Source organism: Janthinobacterium sp. GW822-FHT07H10, from assembly GCF_058798675.1.
Genome location: NZ_JBXAKS010000006.1, coordinates 228,662 through 245,048 on the forward strand (window position 1 = coordinate 228,662; position 16,387 = coordinate 245,048).

Genomic DNA, 16,387 nt, shown 5'->3' on the forward strand with positions numbered 1-16,387 from the left:
CTGAAGTGCGGCGCAAATGTGCGGCTACAATAGCCATCTCACATAGTCATCATCATTGGCGGAGGCGCGGCACATGGATTGGCAATTCTGGATCGACCGGGGCGGCACCTTTACGGACATCGTGGCGCGCCGTCCTGACGGCAGCCTGGCCACGCACAAGCTGCTGTCGGAAAACCCGGGCCAGTACCGCGACGCGGCGCTGGCCGGCATGCGCCACCTGATGGGACTTGCGCCCGCTGCGCCGCTGCCCGTGGAGCAGGTGGGGGCCATCAAGATGGGCACGACGGTGGCCACCAACGCGCTGCTCGAGCGCAAGGGCGAGCCGACCGTGCTGGCCATCACGCGGGGCTTTCGCGATGCCTTGCGCATCGCTTACCAGAACCGTCCGCAACTGTTCGCGCGCCAGATCATCCTGCCGGAACTGCTGTATGGCGAAGTGATCGAGATCAATGAACGCGTGGGCGCCCACGGTGAGGTGGTGGAGGCGCTCGACGAGGCGGCCGCGCAGGCGGCGCTGGAAGACGCCCATGCGCGCGGCCTGCGCGCCATCGCGATCGTGCTGATGCATGGCTACCGCCATCACGCGCACGAGGCGCGGCTGGCGCAGCTGGCGCGCGCGGCCGGCTTTACGCAGGTGTCCGTGTCGCACGAGGTCAGCCCCATGATGAAACTGGTGGCGCGCGGCGACACGACGGTGGTCGACGCCTACCTGTCGCCCATTTTGCGCCGCTATGTGGACCAGCTGGCGCAGGAACTGCCCGGCGTGCACCTGCAATTCATGCAGTCGAACGGCGGCTTGACGGACGCGCGCGCCTTCCAGGGCAAGGACAGCATCCTGTCCGGTCCCGCCGGCGGCATCGTCGGCATGGTGCGCGCCAGCGCGCTGGCCGGTTTCGACAAGGTGATCGGCTTCGACATGGGCGGCACGTCCACCGACGTGTCGCATTATGCGGGCGAGTTCGAACGCGTGTTCGAGACGCAGATTGCCGGCGTGCGCATGCGCGCGCCCATGATGAGCATCCACACGGTGGCCGCCGGCGGCGGCTCCATCCTGCATTTCGACGGCGCCCGCTACAAGGTGGGGCCGGACAGCGCGGGCGCCAACCCCGGCCCCGCCAGCTACCGGCGCGGCGGCCCGCTGGCCGTCACCGACTGCAACGTCATGCTGGGCAAGCTGCAGCCCGCGCATTTCCCCCGCGTCTTCGGCCCCGATGCCAACGAGACGCTGGACGTGGCCACCGTGCGCGCCCAGTTCGAGGCGCTGGCGCGCACGGTGAACTCGACGCCGGAACAGGTGGCCGAAGGCTATATCGCCATCGCGGTCGGCAACATGGCCAACGCCATCAAGCAGATTTCCGTGCAGCGCGGCCACGACGTCACCGAATACACCCTGACCAGCTTTGGCGGCGCGGGCGGCCAGCACGCCTGCCTGGTGGCCGACGCGCTGGGCATGCGCACGGTCTTCATCCATACCCTGGCGGGCGTGATGTCGGCCTATGGCATGGGCCTGGCCGACCAGAGCGCCATGCGCGAAAAAGCCATCGAAGCGAAACTGGGGGCCGACCTGGCGCGCCATTTCGCGACATTGGGCGCGCAGGCGCGCGACGACCTGCTGCGCCAGGGCGTGGAAGCGGACCGCATCGCGCTCGTGCATCGCGTGCACCTGCGCTACGAGGGCACGGATTCGGCCCTCGTCGTGCTGTTCGATACGCTGGCCAGCATGCAGGCGCAGTTCGAGGCGGCGTATAAAAAACGTTTTTCCTTCCTGATGCCGGCGCGCGCGCTGATCGTCGAAGCCATTTCCGTCGAAGCCATCGGCGCCTCCAGCGCACCGCAGCCGGCCGCGCCCGCGTATGCGGCCCGCATTGGCGAGCTGACGCCGTTGGCGACGGTGGCCATGTACTGCGCCGGCGCCTGGCGGCAAAGCGGCCTGTATGCGGCTGCGGCGCTGCGCCCCGGCGATGCCATCGACGGCCCGGCCATCGTCAGCGACGCCAACGCCACCACCGTCATCGAACCGGGCTGGCGCGCCAGCGTCACGGCGCACGGCCATTTGATCTTGCGCAGGATGGCGGCCTTGCCCGAACAGCGCGCCAAGGGTGTGCAAACAGCGACAAAAGCCGATCCCGTGATGCTGGAAATCTTCAATAACCTGTTCATGTCGATCGCCGAGCAGATGGGGCTGCGCCTGCAAAACACGGCCCATTCCGTCAATATCAAGGAGCGCCTCGACTTCAGCTGCGCCATCTTCGACGCGCAAGGCAATCTGATCGCCAATGCGCCGCACATGCCCGTGCACCTCGGTTCCATGGGCGAGAGCATCCGCACCGTCATGACGCGCAATGCGGGCGCCATGCGGCCCGGCGACGTGTTCATGCTGAACGACCCGTACCACGGCGGCACGCATTTGCCCGACGTGACGGTGATCTCGCCCGTCTTCGATGAAGAAGGCGCGGCCCTCCTGTTCTACGTCGGCTCGCGCGGCCACCATGCGGACATCGGCGGCACCACGCCCGGCTCCATGCCGCCCGATTCCACGCGCATCGAGGAAGAGGGCGTGTTGATCGACAATTTCAAGCTGGTCGACGGCGCCACGGGGCGGATGGCGGAAGATGAAACGCTGGCCCTGCTGGCGGGCGCCAGCTGGCCGGCGCGCAATCCCCGGCAAAACCTGGCCGACCTGCGCGCCCAGGTGGCGGCCAACCAGAAGGGGGCCGAGGAACTGCACAAGATGGTCGCGCATTTCGGCCTCGATGTCGTGCAAAGTTATATGCACCACGTGCAGGACAACGCCGAGGAAGCCGTGCGCCGCGTGATCGGCACCCTGAAGGACGGCGCGTATGCGCTGGACCTGGACAACGGCGCGCGGATACAGGTGGCGATCAGGGTCGATGCGGCGCAGCGCAGCGCCATCATCGACTTCACGGGCACCTCAAGCCAGCTGCCAAACAACTTCAACGCGCCTTCCGCCGTCTGCATGGCGGCCGTGCTGTACGTGTTCCGCACCCTGGTCGACGACGAGATTCCCCTGAACGCGGGCTGCCTGAAGCCGCTCACGGTGATCATCCCGCCCGGCTCCATGCTCAACCCGCAGTACCCGGCGTCCGTCGTCTCGGGCAATGTGGAAACCTCGACCTGCATCACCAACGCCCTGTATGGCGCCCTGGGCGCGATGGCCGCCTCGCAGGGGACGATGAACAATTTTACGTTCGGCAGCGAGAAGTACCAGTATTACGAGACGATATCGGGCGGCTCGGGCGCCGGTCCCGGCTTCGACGGCACGGACGTGGTACAGACGAACATGACCAATTCGCGCCTGACGGACCCGGAAATCCTCGAGTGGCGCTTCCCCGTGCGCCTGGACAGCTACGGCATCCGCGCCGGTTCCGGCGGCGCGGGGCGCTGGCATGGCGGCAATGGCGGCGTGCGCAGGGTGCGCTTCCTCGAACCGATGACGGCGGCCATCCTGTCGAACAACCGCATCATTCCGCCGTTCGGCATGGACGGCGGCGCGGCGGGCGCGCTGGGGCGCAACTATGTGGAGCGCGCGGACGGCACGGTGGAACACCTGGCGCATATCGGCAAGACCGACATGCGGGCGGGCGACGTGTTCGTGATCGAGACGCCGGGCGGCGGCGGCTACGGCAAGCTGGAGTAAGCCGTGCCGGCGCCCGCGCCGCTCAGCTGCGCGCGCACCAGGCCGACGTCGCGCATGGGCGCGCGGCCGAACTGGCGGCTGTATTCGCGGCTGAACTGCGATTCGCTGGCGTAGCCGACCCTGTAGCCGGCCGTGCCGGCATCGATCTGCTCGACCAGCATCAGCCGCCGCGCCTCCTGCAGGCGCAGCAGCTTCTGGTACTGCATCGGCGTCATGGCGGTAATCGCCTTGAAGTGGTGGTGCAGCGAGGACATGCTCATGTTCGCCATGCCGGCCAGGTGCTCGATGCGCAGCGGCTGCGCGTAATGGTGCTTGATCCAGTCGATGGCTTGCCCCACCTGGTGCGACTGGCTGCTGGCCAGCGCCATGTGGCGCAGGCGCGCGCCGACGGGGCCATTCAGCAGGCGGAAGGTCAGCTCGCGGCGGATCAGCGGCGCCAGCGCGGCGATTTCTTCCGGCTTGTCGAGCAGGCGCACGAGGCGCAGCATGGCATCGAGCAGCTCGGGCGAGACGTCGCTGACGGAAATGCCGCGCGTGGCGGGGAGGATTTTCTGCTGCGCCGCGCTTGGGCCGCCACCCTCGCTGTCGAGCAGCGCGGCCACGTCGGCGATATCGATGCCCAGCACCACGCACAGGTGCGGCGCTTCCTCGCTCGCTTCCACCACGCGCACCTGCACCGGCAGGTCGACGGACGTCAGCAGATATTGCATGCGGCTGTAATGGAAGGTTTCGCTGCCCAGGGTGACGTCCTTCGCGCCCTGCGCGATGAGGGCCACGCTGGGGCGCGCCGCATGGAACAGCGATTCCGTGACCGAGGACTGGCGGTGGAAGGTGAGGTTGCCGATGGCCGTCACGTAGTCGCCCGTGCGCGGCGCGTGGCGGCTGATCAGGGCGGCGATTTCGTCTTGGGGCAAGGATAAGGTAGGCATGGCTGGCAGTATGCGGCAGGCGAGGGAGGGCAGGGGCTGATCTTACGCAGATTTGGAGGATCGTGCAAAGGTCTTGCAGGATCGCGGTAACGGCGGGCGGGCATCTGAGGCACACTTGTGCAATCGCATGCATGGCACGCGTTCCCGCAAGTATCACCACTCAAGGAGTTTTCATGACCACCATCGCCAAAGGCTACGCCGCACTGGGCCCGACTTCCGCACTGCAACCGTTTACGTTCGAACGCCGCGCCCCGCGCGAAGACGACGTCGCCATCTCGATCAAGTACTGTGGCGTATGCCATTCCGACATCCATCAGGCGCGCGACGAATGGGGCGGCGCCGCCTTCCCGATGGTGCCCGGCCATGAAATCGCCGGCGTCGTCACGGCCGTCGGCGCCAACGTCAGCAAGTTCAAGGTGGGCGACCACGTGGGCGTGGGCTGCTTCGTCGACTCGTGCACCACCTGCAAGACGCGCAACGTGGACCTGGAACAGTACATGCCAGGCCTGATCCAGACCTACAACGGCGTCGAAGCGGACGGCAAGACGGCCACGCAGGGCGGCTATTCGGACAGCATCGTCGTCAAGGAAGGCTATGTGCTGTCGATTCCCGACAACCTGCCGCTGGACGCCGCCGCGCCGCTGCTGTGCGCCGGCATCACCCTGTACTCGCCGCTGAACCACTGGAAAGCCGGCCCTGGCAAGCAGGTGGCGATCCTGGGCATGGGCGGCCTGGGCCACATGGGCGTGAAGATCGCCCACGCCATGGGCGCCGAAGTGACGGTGCTGAGCCAGACCCTGTCGAAGCGCGAAGACGGCCTGCGTTTGGGTGCCGACCATTATTACGCCACCAACGACGCGGAAACGTTCAGCAAGCTGGCCGGCACCTTCGACCTGATCATCTGCACCGTGGGCGCGTCCATCGACTGGAACCAGTACATCAACCTGCTGAAAGTCGATGGCAACATGGTCATCGTCGGCATCCCGGACGGCGCCGTGCCGCCCGTGAGCGCCTTCGGCCTGGTGGGCGCGCGCCGCAGCCTGTCCGGCTCCATGATCGGCTCGATCAAGGAAACCCAGGAAATGCTGGATTTCTGCGGCAAGCACAATATCGTGTCCGACATCGAGATCATCCGCATCCAGGATATCAATGAGGCGTTCGAGCGCGTCGTGAAGAGCGATGTGCGCTACCGCTTTGTCATCGATATGGCATCTTTGTAACAGCCGAGAAAAAGCCCAGGGCGTTGTTGCCGCGTCTCGCCGTACCATGCGTACTGTCTTCGCCGCGGCGCCTGGTCCTGGGCATTTTTCGGGCGCTTCAACCGGTAAGCTTTAAAAGCACAACCGTCTACTGTCTGCGCGCGTTGGATTACGCGCCTTGCGCTAATCCAACCTACGCTTATCCAGCGGTCCGGGGATGACGCGCTTTGCGCTAATCCAACCGACGCCTATCGGGCGGTCCGGCAGACCGGATTCGCGCGCAAGCGCGTAATCCGAGCACCCTGTCCATCCCCCATCCGCGCCAAAAATCAAGCACCCGCATCAATTTTTCTTTCCTTGCGTCAAAAATCGGCATAAAATGAAACCGTACAGTACAGTTTCACTACGTAGCTTTAAAAAAATCAGCCATCCCCGGCGTGTTGGCCTGGGCAGGGGAGGCGTCATGGATAAAAAATGGACACTTCAGTAAATAAGGGAGCGCCGGCGATCCCGGCTGTCTTCAGGGGCAAGCGGCTTGCCCTCACGGTTTTTGGCGTTTTTCTCGGCTTCTCCGGCCTGGCCCTGGCGGCGGGCGGCATCGAACTGATTACCCTCGGCGGTTCCTGGTACTACCTGCTGGCCGGTCTCGGCCTGATTCTCGCCGGCGTGCTGTATCTGCGCCGCAAACGGCTGGCCAGCGCCATCGTCGCCGTGCTGCTCATCGCCACCCTGATCTGGGCCGTATGGGAGATCGGCTTCGCCTTCTGGCCCATGGTGCCGCGCCTGGCGCCGTTCCTCGTCATCGGCCTGCTTGCCGCCCTCGTGCATCCGTGGCTGGCGGGCAGCGCGCCGCAGCAGGGACAATCGGGACAGTCGCGCGGCTTCGCGGCCCTGTTTGCCGTGCTGCTGGTCGCCGGTTTCGCTGCCATGTTCAAGCCGCATGGCGTACTGGAAGCCGCGGTGCAGCCGCAGCAGGATGCCGTGTCGGCCGTCAATGACGGCAGCGCCAACTGGGCGCATTATGGCTATGGGCCGAAAGGCACGCGCTTCGCGCCATACACGCAGATTGACAAGGCCAACGTCGGTCAATTGGAAGTGGCATGGCGCTACCGCACGGGCGAGCTGGCCGAGGGCGCGTCCGAGTCGCAGAATACGCCGCTGCAGATCGGCGACACCGTCTATACGTGCACGCCGACGAGCAAGGTCATCGCGCTGGACGCCGACACGGGCAAGGAGCGCTGGACCTTCGACCCGAAACCGGCCAACACCAAGACGTGGAACCGCTGCCGCGGCGTGGCTTATTACGAGCCGGCCAAGGTGGCAAAGCCGTTCCGTTTTGAGGGCATGCAGGCGGCCAGCGCGCCTGATGCGGGCGCGTGCGCCAAACGCATCGTGCAAGTGACCATGGATGCGCGCCTGATCGCGATCGACGCGCAGACGGGCAAGCAGTGCGCAGGCTTCGGCGACAGGGGGGAGGTGGACCTGACCGTCGGCCTGGGCAAGGTGAAGGTGAACGTGCCGTACTACGCCTACACGTCGGCGCCGACCATCGCGCGCAACCTGATCATCCTCGGCGGCTGGGTGTTCGACGGTCGCTCGACCGACGAGCCGTCCGGCGTCGTGCGCGCCTACAGTGCCGACACGGGCGAACTGGTGTGGGCCTGGGACCTGGGCAATCCGGCCATCACCAGGCTGCCGCCGGAAGGGCAGACCTACACGCGCAGCACGCCGAACATGTGGTCCACGCCCGCGTTCGACGATGAACTGGGCCTGGTCTACCTGCCGACGGGCAATGAGCAGCCGGACTTCTGGGGCGGCAAGCGTCCGCCGCTGACGGAAAAATACGCGTCGGCCATCGTCGCCCTCGACATGGCCACGGGCCGCGAACGCTGGACCTACCAGACCGTCCACCACGATATCTGGGATTACGACGTGGCATCGCAGCCGGCCCTGTACGACGTCCCGGACGGCAAGGGCGGCAAGATCCCGGCGCTGGTGCAGCTGACCAAGCGCGGCCAGATCTTCATGCTGGACCGCCGCACCGGCAAGCCGATTGCCGAAGTCATCGAAAAAGCCGTGCCGCAGGAGCATGCGGCCGGCGACTGGGTGTCGAAAACGCAGCCGTACTCGACCGGCATGCCGGCCCTCGGCGCGGATACGCTGACGGAGCGCGACATGTGGGGCGCCACCTTCTTCGACCAGCTGGCCTGCCGCATCAGCTTCCGCAAGCTCAATTACCAGGGTGAATTCACGGCGCCCAGCACGAAAGAGACCTTGATCTACCCTGGCTACTACGGCGGCTTCAACTGGGGCGGCGCGGCCGTCGACGAAAGCAACGGCTATCTGTTCGTCAACGATATCCGCATGCCGCAGGTGGTCAAACTGGTGCCGCGCGAGACGGTGGACGTGGCCAAGCTGACGTCGGGCCATGGCGTGGGCAGCACCTATCCGATGGATGGCACGCCATTCGTCATCGACCACAAGGCCTTCAACTCGCCGCTGGGCATTCCCTGCCAAAGCCCGCCGTGGGGCGTGTTCGCCGCCATCGATCTCAAGACGCGCACCAAGGTGTGGGAGCGCCCGGCCGGCACCGTGCAGGACGCCGTCATCAACGGCGTGCGCGCGCGGCTGCCTGTCCCGCTGGGCATGCCGACCCTGGGCGGCGGCGTCAGCACGGCGTCCGGCCTCGTGTTTTATGCGGGCACGCAGGATTACTACCTGCGCGCCATGGATATCGCCACCGGCCATGAAGTGTGGAAGGCGCGCATGCCGGTCGGCTCGCAAGGCACGCCGATGACGTATGTGTCGCCCAAGTCGGGGCGCCAGTATGTCGTGGTGGTGGCCGGCGGCGCCCGCCAGAGCCCGGACCGGGGGGATTACGTGATAGCATACGCGCTTCCCAAGACACAGTAAGAGTTTGCTTCATGCCCCAGTTGCGCACCGTTCCGGCTTCCCCCAGTACTCGAAGCGAGGAGCGGCGGCGCAAGCTGCTGGTGGCGGCGGCGGACCTTTTTCTCGCCTCGGGCTACGATGGCGTCAGCATGGACGCCATCGTGGCCGAGGCGGGCGGCTCGAAAGCCACCGCCTACCGCTACTTCGGCAGCAAGCAGGATCTGCTGGTGGCGGTAGTCGAGTACCTGTGCGCCGACTTCATCATCGCGCTGCGCCAGCTCGATACGGCGCAGGCGGGCCTGGAGCAGGGCTTGCAGCTGATCCTCGATGAACTGGTGGCCGTCGTCACCAGCCCCCGCCACGCGGATTTCTACCGCCTCGTCGTCACGGGCGCGGCCGCCGTGCCGGCCGTCGGCCTCACCTGGTACGAGCACGGCCCGCAAGTGTGGCACGCGCTGATTTTGCGCCTGCTGGAACAGCAGCGCGCGCAAGGCCGCATCGCCCCCGATGCCTCGTTTTCCAACCTGCCGCAAATCCTGTTTGACGCCGTTTTCTCCCATCTGACGACGCGCACCGTGATGCTGGGGCAGGGCGGCGACGCGGCCACCTTCCGTCCCCTGATCGCGGAGCTGATCGAGCTGGTGGTGGCGCGGGTGGCGCGCAAGTAAGCGAGGGACGCGGGCCGGATCAGCCCTCGCAGGGCCGTCATCCGACAACGTTGCTGGCGCCAGCTCAGCGCATCAGGCTTGCGGCGCCGTCCAGGCCAGGTTCCACAGGCGGCCGTCGATATCCTCGAAGTCCTGGTCATGCATGACGCCATGCTCCAGCAGTGCCCGCACTACCGGTGGCGGATTCACCAGTACAATCACCGCATGGAGATTGGATGAAGGATGGGGAAAAGTGATGAAACAAGTGAGTGTCGATAATAGCGCGATAGCAGCCACCAGTGAGATTGTTACCAAAATCAATGACGATATGCTACTTGAGCCTATTTTCAAGAAAGCCACCGACTGGGATGAAAAATTAGACGCCAGGGATTCTTTTGAGTTTGATAACGCATGGAGTGTTAGCCATGAAACAGTAACTTCATCTTGCCCGCCTGAAGATGGCTCGGTTAGGGAGGTAAGGGAGGCTGCATACAAGAAGGTTTATCGAATAACTGAAAATGCTGATCTTGCTGCATGCGTATCGGACGATATGGGCCTGATCGCCCTGGCATTCAAGAATAAGCTTGATGTTGAATTTATTAATAATCTTTGGAAAAGCTATACGCAGGGGGAGTTTCCAGGTTAAATCTATGAGGGGCACGGTGCCCTCGTGGCCGAGGCAGGCGGCTAAAACGTTACCGCCTGTCGCTACTTCGGCAGTCAGCAAAAGCTGCTCGTGGCGGTGGTCGAATACCTGCGCGCCGATGATCATCGCCCTGCGCCGGCCCGATACCGCAACAGGTCCTGTCGACACTTTTGAGCCACAATCGAGGCTCAGAAGAGCATGGGCGGGAAGCGGTATAGGGAAGAATTCAAGGCGTTGGACGGCCAGGCGCCAGTATGGGTCCCAAGTGGCCAGCGTCGCCGTCAGGCCTGGGATTTTATGCGCTTGTGCAGCGGCTTCCCGTTGAGCGCATCGGTGGCCCGGTCCACGTATTGCCTGACGTCCCCCACCTCGGCAAACAAGCCGGCATAGGCTTCCCGAATCAGCACCGTGCACTGCTCGAATTTCGCAAGCTGCGACAAGCCTTCATCCGTGGGCATAAATAGCCGCCGCCGCGCATCATTGTCATCGTTCCGATACTGTATGAGGCCCAGACGGAGCAGCTTTGGTATCTTTTGCATGACCAACTGGTGCGAATGTCCGAGTTCGCGCGCCAGATCCGACGCTGATGCCGCGCCTAGCGTTGCAAGAACAGTCATCAGCGAACATGAACGAACGGGGATGACGATCCCCATCGTATCGAAGACAAGCTTGGATTGTTCGGCGATGAGGACGCTCAGCCGTTCGACAGCGCGGCCGAGAAACACGGCGTCATCGATCGCGGCCGGGGAATGCGTTTCCTTAGTCAAGGCGCTGGTACCTCTGGATGCTGCCGTCCTTATTCACGCGTTCCAGCGCCGTCACTTTTCCATCCAAAGTATTCAAGCGGTATCGAAAATCCGACACGCCTTCTACCGCGAGCAGGTCGGGACCTATCGGCTCAAGCGCGACCCGAAACCGATCGCGCCAGATATAGTAAAGAATGCCATTGTCCAGGATGATCTGGCGGCCTTCATATTTTCCGGCCGCTTTCGTCAACATCGCGGCATCGATGTGCGGGCGCTCGATCGCTGCCGTCAGGCTGGGGAGCAGCCAGGCAAATTCGGTTCGTCTGGCGTCATCGGTCTTCGCCAGATTTTCAAGCGCCAGCTTGTGTGCCAGAGGCAGCGCGCGAATGGAGGGGCTTGGGATATCGGGTTGCACGCCGACGCCTTCGAAGTCGCCATGGTCAACGGGATCCTGGATCTGGCCGATCGGCACTTGCACGAAAAAATCATCGTTGAGCGGCTTGCGTGTCACCGGATGCGCGCCACCGGCGGTCCGCTCCCCGATCAGGGTGGCTCGCCCAAGCTTCTTCATCGCATAGGAAAACCATTCTGCGGAGGAAAACGACGTGGAGCCGGTGAGGATATAGACGGGCTTGTCCACCATGCGCTTGCCTGGCAAGCCCGGCAGTACCCATTGCCCGCGCTGGATACGCTTGCCGTCCTCGTTGTAATAGTAGTCGAAGAGTAGCTGGTCTTTCTCGCTGGAGAAGAAATAACTCGCTAGAAACTGCGCCATTTCCAGATGTCCGCCATTGTTATAGCGCAAATCGATGATAACGGCATCCGTATTGCCCAGGAAGCGCATGACGGATGCCGCCGTATCATAGGCGAGTTCCGGATCGGCAAAATAGCTGAATCGTAGATAACCGATATTTCCCTTCAGGCGAGAGACCTCGTCGAAACCGAAATTGGTCTCCTCCAGCCTGCTCGATTCTTCTTGTCGTATCTTGGCCTTGAGCGCCGGGTTGGCCTTTGCCTTGAATTCCGCGATCCATTCCGGGTCAGTCGCCACCAGGAAATGCAGGTCGCCGCTGACTTTGATGAGATCGTCGGTCAGCTTGCTCGCAAACTCGGCCTTCGTGGTCGCCGAGTCATAAGCTCCCTTTTTCAGATGTTCCTGAAGCACCGGCCTAATTTTTCGTGCGATGTCCGGAAATGCGTAGTTTGCATTCAGGGTGCTATCGAGGGAGGCGATGATTGCGCCTTTCTCGTTCTGTGAGATGCCCGGCGCCCCGGCAAAAGCGCTCGATGCGCACATGATGGACAGTGCCGACAGCGTTTGAAGCAGAAACAGGTGATGGCGCATTCTGATGTTACCCCCTCGGTGAAACTCGAGCATACAATATATTGTGCAATATGTTGTAGAAAAATTCGCTGGCAGCGGTCTGGGGAGCAAGCACTTCTGCTTGCGTCCAATACTCCCGGCAGTCACGGGCTTGCGACAGGTTCAGGTAGCGATACCGTATTTATGCTGCGTGGCCGCATATTGCTGCTTGAGCGACTCCAGCTTCGGATGCTTGGGATCGATCTTGCGGATCACCTGCATCTGGTGCTGCGCCTGTTCGGCCAGCGGCGCTTCCCAACCCAGCATGTTGAGCTGGCGCAAAATGGCGTCGACGGAGGCGAACAGCACGGGCAGGTTGCCCGGCGTCTTGCGCAGGGCCTGGCGCAGCACGAAGACGGCGCCCTTGAGTTCTCCGCTTTCCGACTTGCTGGCCGCGTCCTGCATCAGTTCCTGCACCTGGTTCGTGATCTGCTGGCCCATGCCTTGCGCCAGGTCATGGCGTCCCGCTTTTTCAAACACGTCCACGGCTGCTTCCATCGTCACTTCGCTGTCGGCTTCGTTGACGAGTTTCATCATGACGTCGAACGCGGCTTGTTCCAGGTTGTTCTTCAGGCAGCTCTGCACCAGGCCCACCTTCAGCTGCGTCGACAGGCCGCGCGCGCCGTCGAGGGCGGCGGCGGCCAGCTGCAGCTCGCTGGCGGCGGCGATGTCGTTGCCCGACAGTTCATGCAGCATGGCGGCCGAGATGGCGCGGCACGCTTCCACGTTGGCGCCGCCGCGCAGCGAGCGCTCCATGTCGCGCAGCACGCCGCTCGCCTGCGGCGCGTCGCCTTTCTTCACCAGCGTTTTCACCAGGTTGACGTGGTCTTCCGGGTCGCGGAATTCCGAATACTTCGCCTTGGTGACGACCTGCTTGTAGGCCCGCTCGGCCGCGCCGATGTCGCCCGTGTCGAATGCGATGCCGCCCAGGTGGCGCAGCCGGCGCACCATGTGCGGCGATATGGCCACGGCGTCTTCGAGGATTTTCTTCGCCTGCAGCTGCTGGCCCATGGCTTCGTGGTTCTTCGCCAGCAGGTCGTAGGCGGCCATGTAGCGGGGATTGACTTCCACCAGTTCCAGCAGCGCGTCCTGCGCATCCTCGTGGCGCTGCTGCTCGAACAGCGCGCGCGCCAGTCCCAGGTGGGCCCAGGCCATGGGGCGGGTGGCCAGCATGTCGGCGTAGATCTGTTCCGCCTCCTTCCATTCACCCAGGGTGATGTGCAGCTCGGCGCGCAGGCGGGCGAAATCGGCCGCCAGACGCGGGTGCTGCAGTTCGGCCGCGCGGCAGGTTTTCACGGCTTCGCGCAAATCGCCCTTGTCGATCTGCTGGTAGACGGGCAGGAAGATGGCGCGCCGTTCGATGGCGCGCTCGATGCGTCCGCTCAATACGTCGACGGTAAACGGCTTTAATATGTAGTCGGACGGCGTCAGCTCGGCCGCGCTGATCACCTTGCTGTGGATGGCTTCGGAGGTCAGCATGATGAAGATGGTCCACAGGCCGATCAGCTTATGGTGGCGCAAGTCTTCCAGCAACTGCTGGCCGTCCTGGCCGTCCGTGCCACTACCAAGATCGTATTCGCACAGGATGATGTCGAACGGTTTCTTCGTCAGCAGGCGGATGGCCGTGCCGGAATTGACGGCGTATTCCACCTTGGTGATGGCGGCCTGGTTCAGCATATTGTGCAGATTGCCCCGCATGCTGGGGTTCGGGTCGACGATCAGGACAGATAAGTCGCTATATTCTGGCATTGTTCAGCTCTCGTTCATCTGTATATGGCTGTGCGGCTCGATGGTGCAACGTAGTTGCCTAATAATATTATTATTTGTCAGCATACTGCAAAGCTGGTGCAAATCGCTAACAAAATGCAGGCGAACGCGCACGGCGCGACACGGCAGGCGCGTACGCTTGCGGGCAGGGCAGGCGCGGGGTATCCTGAAGGCAACCTTTTACGTTTGACCATGCTGGACACTTCGCCTGGAAAGCCGCCATGTATTTGAACGAGACGCGCAAGCAAACCCTGCATCATCTGCTCTCCGGCGGTGGACGGGCCCACGCTGAAAAGTACTTCCCGGAGTTGCGCCGCATGGCCGTCATCAGCCAGTCTTTTGCCCTGGTCAGCATGTTGCTGGTGTGGGCCTTTATTCCGCATGTAAATACGCTTGACATGGGCGCGCTGCTCTATACGCTGGCCGGCATCGTGCTGGCCATCGGCATCAATGTGGGCGCGCGCGCCATCTGGGTGCTGAAACTGGGGGGCGCGGCGGGCATGTGCGCCATCGCCTGTGGCTTCCGCCTGCTGGCGGAGGCGGCGGGACAGGCGGAATTCTGGATGCAGCCCGTGGGCGTGTTCATGGTGCTGCTGGCGGCGCCGATCTTCAACGGCTGCGCGCTGTATCTGCTCGTCGCCGCCGTCGTCTGGCTGATCCTGAGCTACGGTCATTTCCCGCTGGATCCTGCCATGGCGCATGCGGCCTGGGCGAACTTGCTGATCGCCTACAGCATGCTGTTCGGCCTGGTCCTGAACATCAGTTTCAATCTGTTGCGTCTGCGCGACTTTCGCGCGAGGGAGGCGCTCACCCGCCTGGCCTACCAGGATGGCTTGACGGGCTTGAATAACCGCCGCCGTTTTACCGAACTGACGCAGCAATTGCAGCAGCAGCGGCAACCCATGTACTTCCTGATGGTCGATATCGATAATTTCAAGAAAATCAACGATACCCTGGGCCATGACGCGGGCGACGTGGTGCTGGTCAAGACGGCGCACATCATCGCCGATGCCTGCGGCGGCCACCTGTGCGGGCGCCTGGGCGGCGAGGAGTTCGGCATCGTCTACCTGGGGGACCGGCGCGCCGTCTGCCAGTTCGCCGCCAGCCTGGTCGATGCCGTCTACCTGGCCTTCAATCCGGCGCAGGCCGTGTCGATCAGCGTAGGCATTGCCGAGCTGGCCTGTGACACGGAGCTGGCGCACAGCTACCGCGTGGCCGATGCATCGCTGTACCAGGCCAAACACCAGGGCAAGAACCGGTATGTCATCGCCTGACGGCATGCACATGAGTCTTGCGGAGGCGCCGGGGAGCGGGTATTCTGTTTGTATTAATATATCAGCCGCAGGCAGGCGACATGTGGCGCAGACGCAGAGTTTCACCGTAACGTGACCGCTGGCGTTTCACCTTTACCAGAGAAAATCCAGCCTTCGTGATGCGCCTTCCTTCCATGAGTACCCTGCGGCGCGTTGCCGTCCCCCTCGCGTTCGGCGGCAACAGCGAGCAGCAGCACACGTATTTCGCGGAACTGCACCGCGTCGGCATGGTCACGCAAGTGCTGGGCATCATCGCCTACAGCCTGACCTGGCTGTTGATGCCGGCGCCGTTCCAGCCGAACCTCACGCATGCCGTGCTGGCGCTGCTGGGCATGCTGGCCAGCCTGGTGGTGCGCTACCGCTGCACCACCTTGCCCGTGCTGACGATTACGGGCGCCTGCGCCGTGCTGGCGCTGACTTTCGGCCTGCGCACCATGGCCGACGCCGTCCAGCACGCCAGCTTCTGGGTCTTGCCCGTGGGCGTCTTCATGACCCTGGCCATTGCCTCCATCTTCAATGGCGGCCTCAGCTACCTGGCCGTGGTGGCCGGCGTGTGGTGGAACGTGGGCCACGGCCTGTATCCCGTGAACGCGGGCTTGCCCGACGAATCGTGGGCGCCGCTGATGATCGCCGTCAGCGTGCTGTTCGGGCTGGCGCTGAACGTCAGCTTCAGTTTATTGCGTCTGCGCAACTATCACGCCAAGCAGGAGCTGATGCGGCTGGCCTTCCAGGACAGCCTGACCGGCATCAACAACCGCCGCATGTTCACGCAGCGCGCGCAGCAGATGCATGGCGCGCCGCATGGCGGCATGCTGCATTTCCTGATGATCGACATCGACAATTTCAAGGTCATCAACGACCAGCAGGGCCATGATGCGGGCGACGAGGTGCTGATGCGCACGGCCGCCATTATCGCCGACAAGGCGCAAGGCCATCTGTGCGGGCGCCTGGGCGGCGAGGAATTCGGCATCGTCTACGCAGGCGACCGCGACGCCGTGTGCGCCTTTGCCGGCTCCCTGGTCGAGGCCGTCAGCCAGGGTTTCCTGGCAGTCCAGTTCGTGTCTATCAGCGTGGGCGTGGCCGAACTGGACCGCAGCAAGGAGCTGGGTCACAGTTACCGGCTGGCCGACGAAGCGCTGTATCTGGCCAAGCGCCAGGGCAAGAACCGCTATGTGATCGTCTGACGCTGTTGTTGCAAGTTGGGGAAAACTGCCGCTTTCCGGGGGC

Annotated in this window: 11 protein-coding genes; 7 read left to right on the top strand and 4 right to left on the bottom strand. The window is 63.6% G+C overall.

The genetic code is table 11. The features are described from left to right. Nucleotides 1–73: 73 nt before the first annotated feature. A complete protein-coding gene (locus AC1RDJ_RS16115; protein WP_493028063.1) occupies nucleotides 74–3,658 on the top strand; it encodes a hydantoinase B/oxoprolinase family protein in 3,585 nt (1,194 codons plus the stop codon). Here AC1RDJ_RS16115 and AC1RDJ_RS16120 read toward each other — a convergent pair. Then, nucleotides 3,640–4,587: an AraC family transcriptional regulator gene (locus AC1RDJ_RS16120; protein WP_493028064.1), complete on the bottom strand. Its 948-nt coding sequence runs from the start codon at nucleotides 4,585–4,587 to the stop codon at nucleotides 3,640–3,642. The genes AC1RDJ_RS16115 and AC1RDJ_RS16120 overlap by 19 nt on opposite strands. A 173-nt stretch (nucleotides 4,588–4,760) precedes the next feature. Here AC1RDJ_RS16120 and AC1RDJ_RS16125 point away from each other — a divergent pair, with 173 nt between their 5' ends. From AC1RDJ_RS16125 to AC1RDJ_RS16140, 4 genes are all read left to right on the top strand, one after another. After that, complete coding sequence (locus AC1RDJ_RS16125) at nucleotides 4,761–5,807, top strand: NAD(P)-dependent alcohol dehydrogenase (RefSeq protein ID WP_071323754.1); 1,047 nt, start codon at nucleotides 4,761–4,763, stop codon at nucleotides 5,805–5,807. 453 nt (nucleotides 5,808–6,260) lie between these two features. Continuing rightward, on the top strand, nucleotides 6,261–8,699 hold the full coding sequence (locus AC1RDJ_RS16130; RefSeq protein WP_493028065.1) for a membrane-bound PQQ-dependent dehydrogenase, glucose/quinate/shikimate family: 2,439 nt from the start codon (nucleotides 6,261–6,263) through the stop codon (nucleotides 8,697–8,699). Nucleotides 8,700–8,710: 11 nt separating this feature from the next. After that, a complete protein-coding gene (locus AC1RDJ_RS16135; protein WP_493028066.1) occupies nucleotides 8,711–9,346 on the top strand; it encodes a TetR/AcrR family transcriptional regulator in 636 nt (211 codons plus the stop codon). A 235-nt stretch (nucleotides 9,347–9,581) separates the two neighbouring features. Continuing rightward, nucleotides 9,582–9,971: an immunity protein PIM1 family protein gene (locus AC1RDJ_RS16140; protein WP_493028067.1), complete on the top strand. Its 390-nt coding sequence runs from the start codon at nucleotides 9,582–9,584 to the stop codon at nucleotides 9,969–9,971. Nucleotides 9,972–10,252: 281 nt separating this feature from the next. Here the strand turns inward: AC1RDJ_RS16140 and AC1RDJ_RS16145 are convergent, their stop codons facing one another. From AC1RDJ_RS16145 to AC1RDJ_RS16155, 3 genes are all read right to left on the bottom strand, one after another. Further along, on the bottom strand, nucleotides 10,253–10,738 hold the full coding sequence (locus tag AC1RDJ_RS16145) for a MarR family winged helix-turn-helix transcriptional regulator (RefSeq protein ID WP_156894819.1): 486 nt from the start codon (nucleotides 10,736–10,738) through the stop codon (nucleotides 10,253–10,255). Then, entirely contained in the window at nucleotides 10,731–12,062 is a 1,332-nt protein-coding gene (locus AC1RDJ_RS16150) for a S41 family peptidase (RefSeq protein WP_493028068.1), read from the bottom strand. The genes AC1RDJ_RS16145 and AC1RDJ_RS16150 overlap by 8 nt, the downstream gene beginning before the upstream one ends. Nucleotides 12,063–12,203: 141 nt before the next feature. Next, nucleotides 12,204–13,829 carry a response regulator gene (locus AC1RDJ_RS16155; protein ID WP_493028069.1) on the bottom strand — a complete coding sequence of 542 codons (1,626 nt, stop codon included), beginning with the start codon at nucleotides 13,827–13,829 and terminating at the stop codon, nucleotides 12,204–12,206. Nucleotides 13,830–14,068: 239 nt separating this feature from the next. On the opposite strand from AC1RDJ_RS16155, the gene AC1RDJ_RS16160 reads away from it, so the two are divergent. Further along, the gene (locus tag AC1RDJ_RS16160; protein WP_493028070.1) at nucleotides 14,069–15,121 is read left to right on the top strand and encodes a GGDEF domain-containing protein; all 1,053 of its coding nucleotides are present in this window, start codon (nucleotides 14,069–14,071) and stop codon (nucleotides 15,119–15,121) included. Between the two features lie 173 nt (nucleotides 15,122–15,294). Continuing rightward, a complete protein-coding gene (locus tag AC1RDJ_RS16165) occupies nucleotides 15,295–16,344 on the top strand; it encodes a GGDEF domain-containing protein (RefSeq protein ID WP_493028071.1) in 1,050 nt (349 codons plus the stop codon). Nucleotides 16,345–16,387 lie beyond the last annotated feature (43 nt).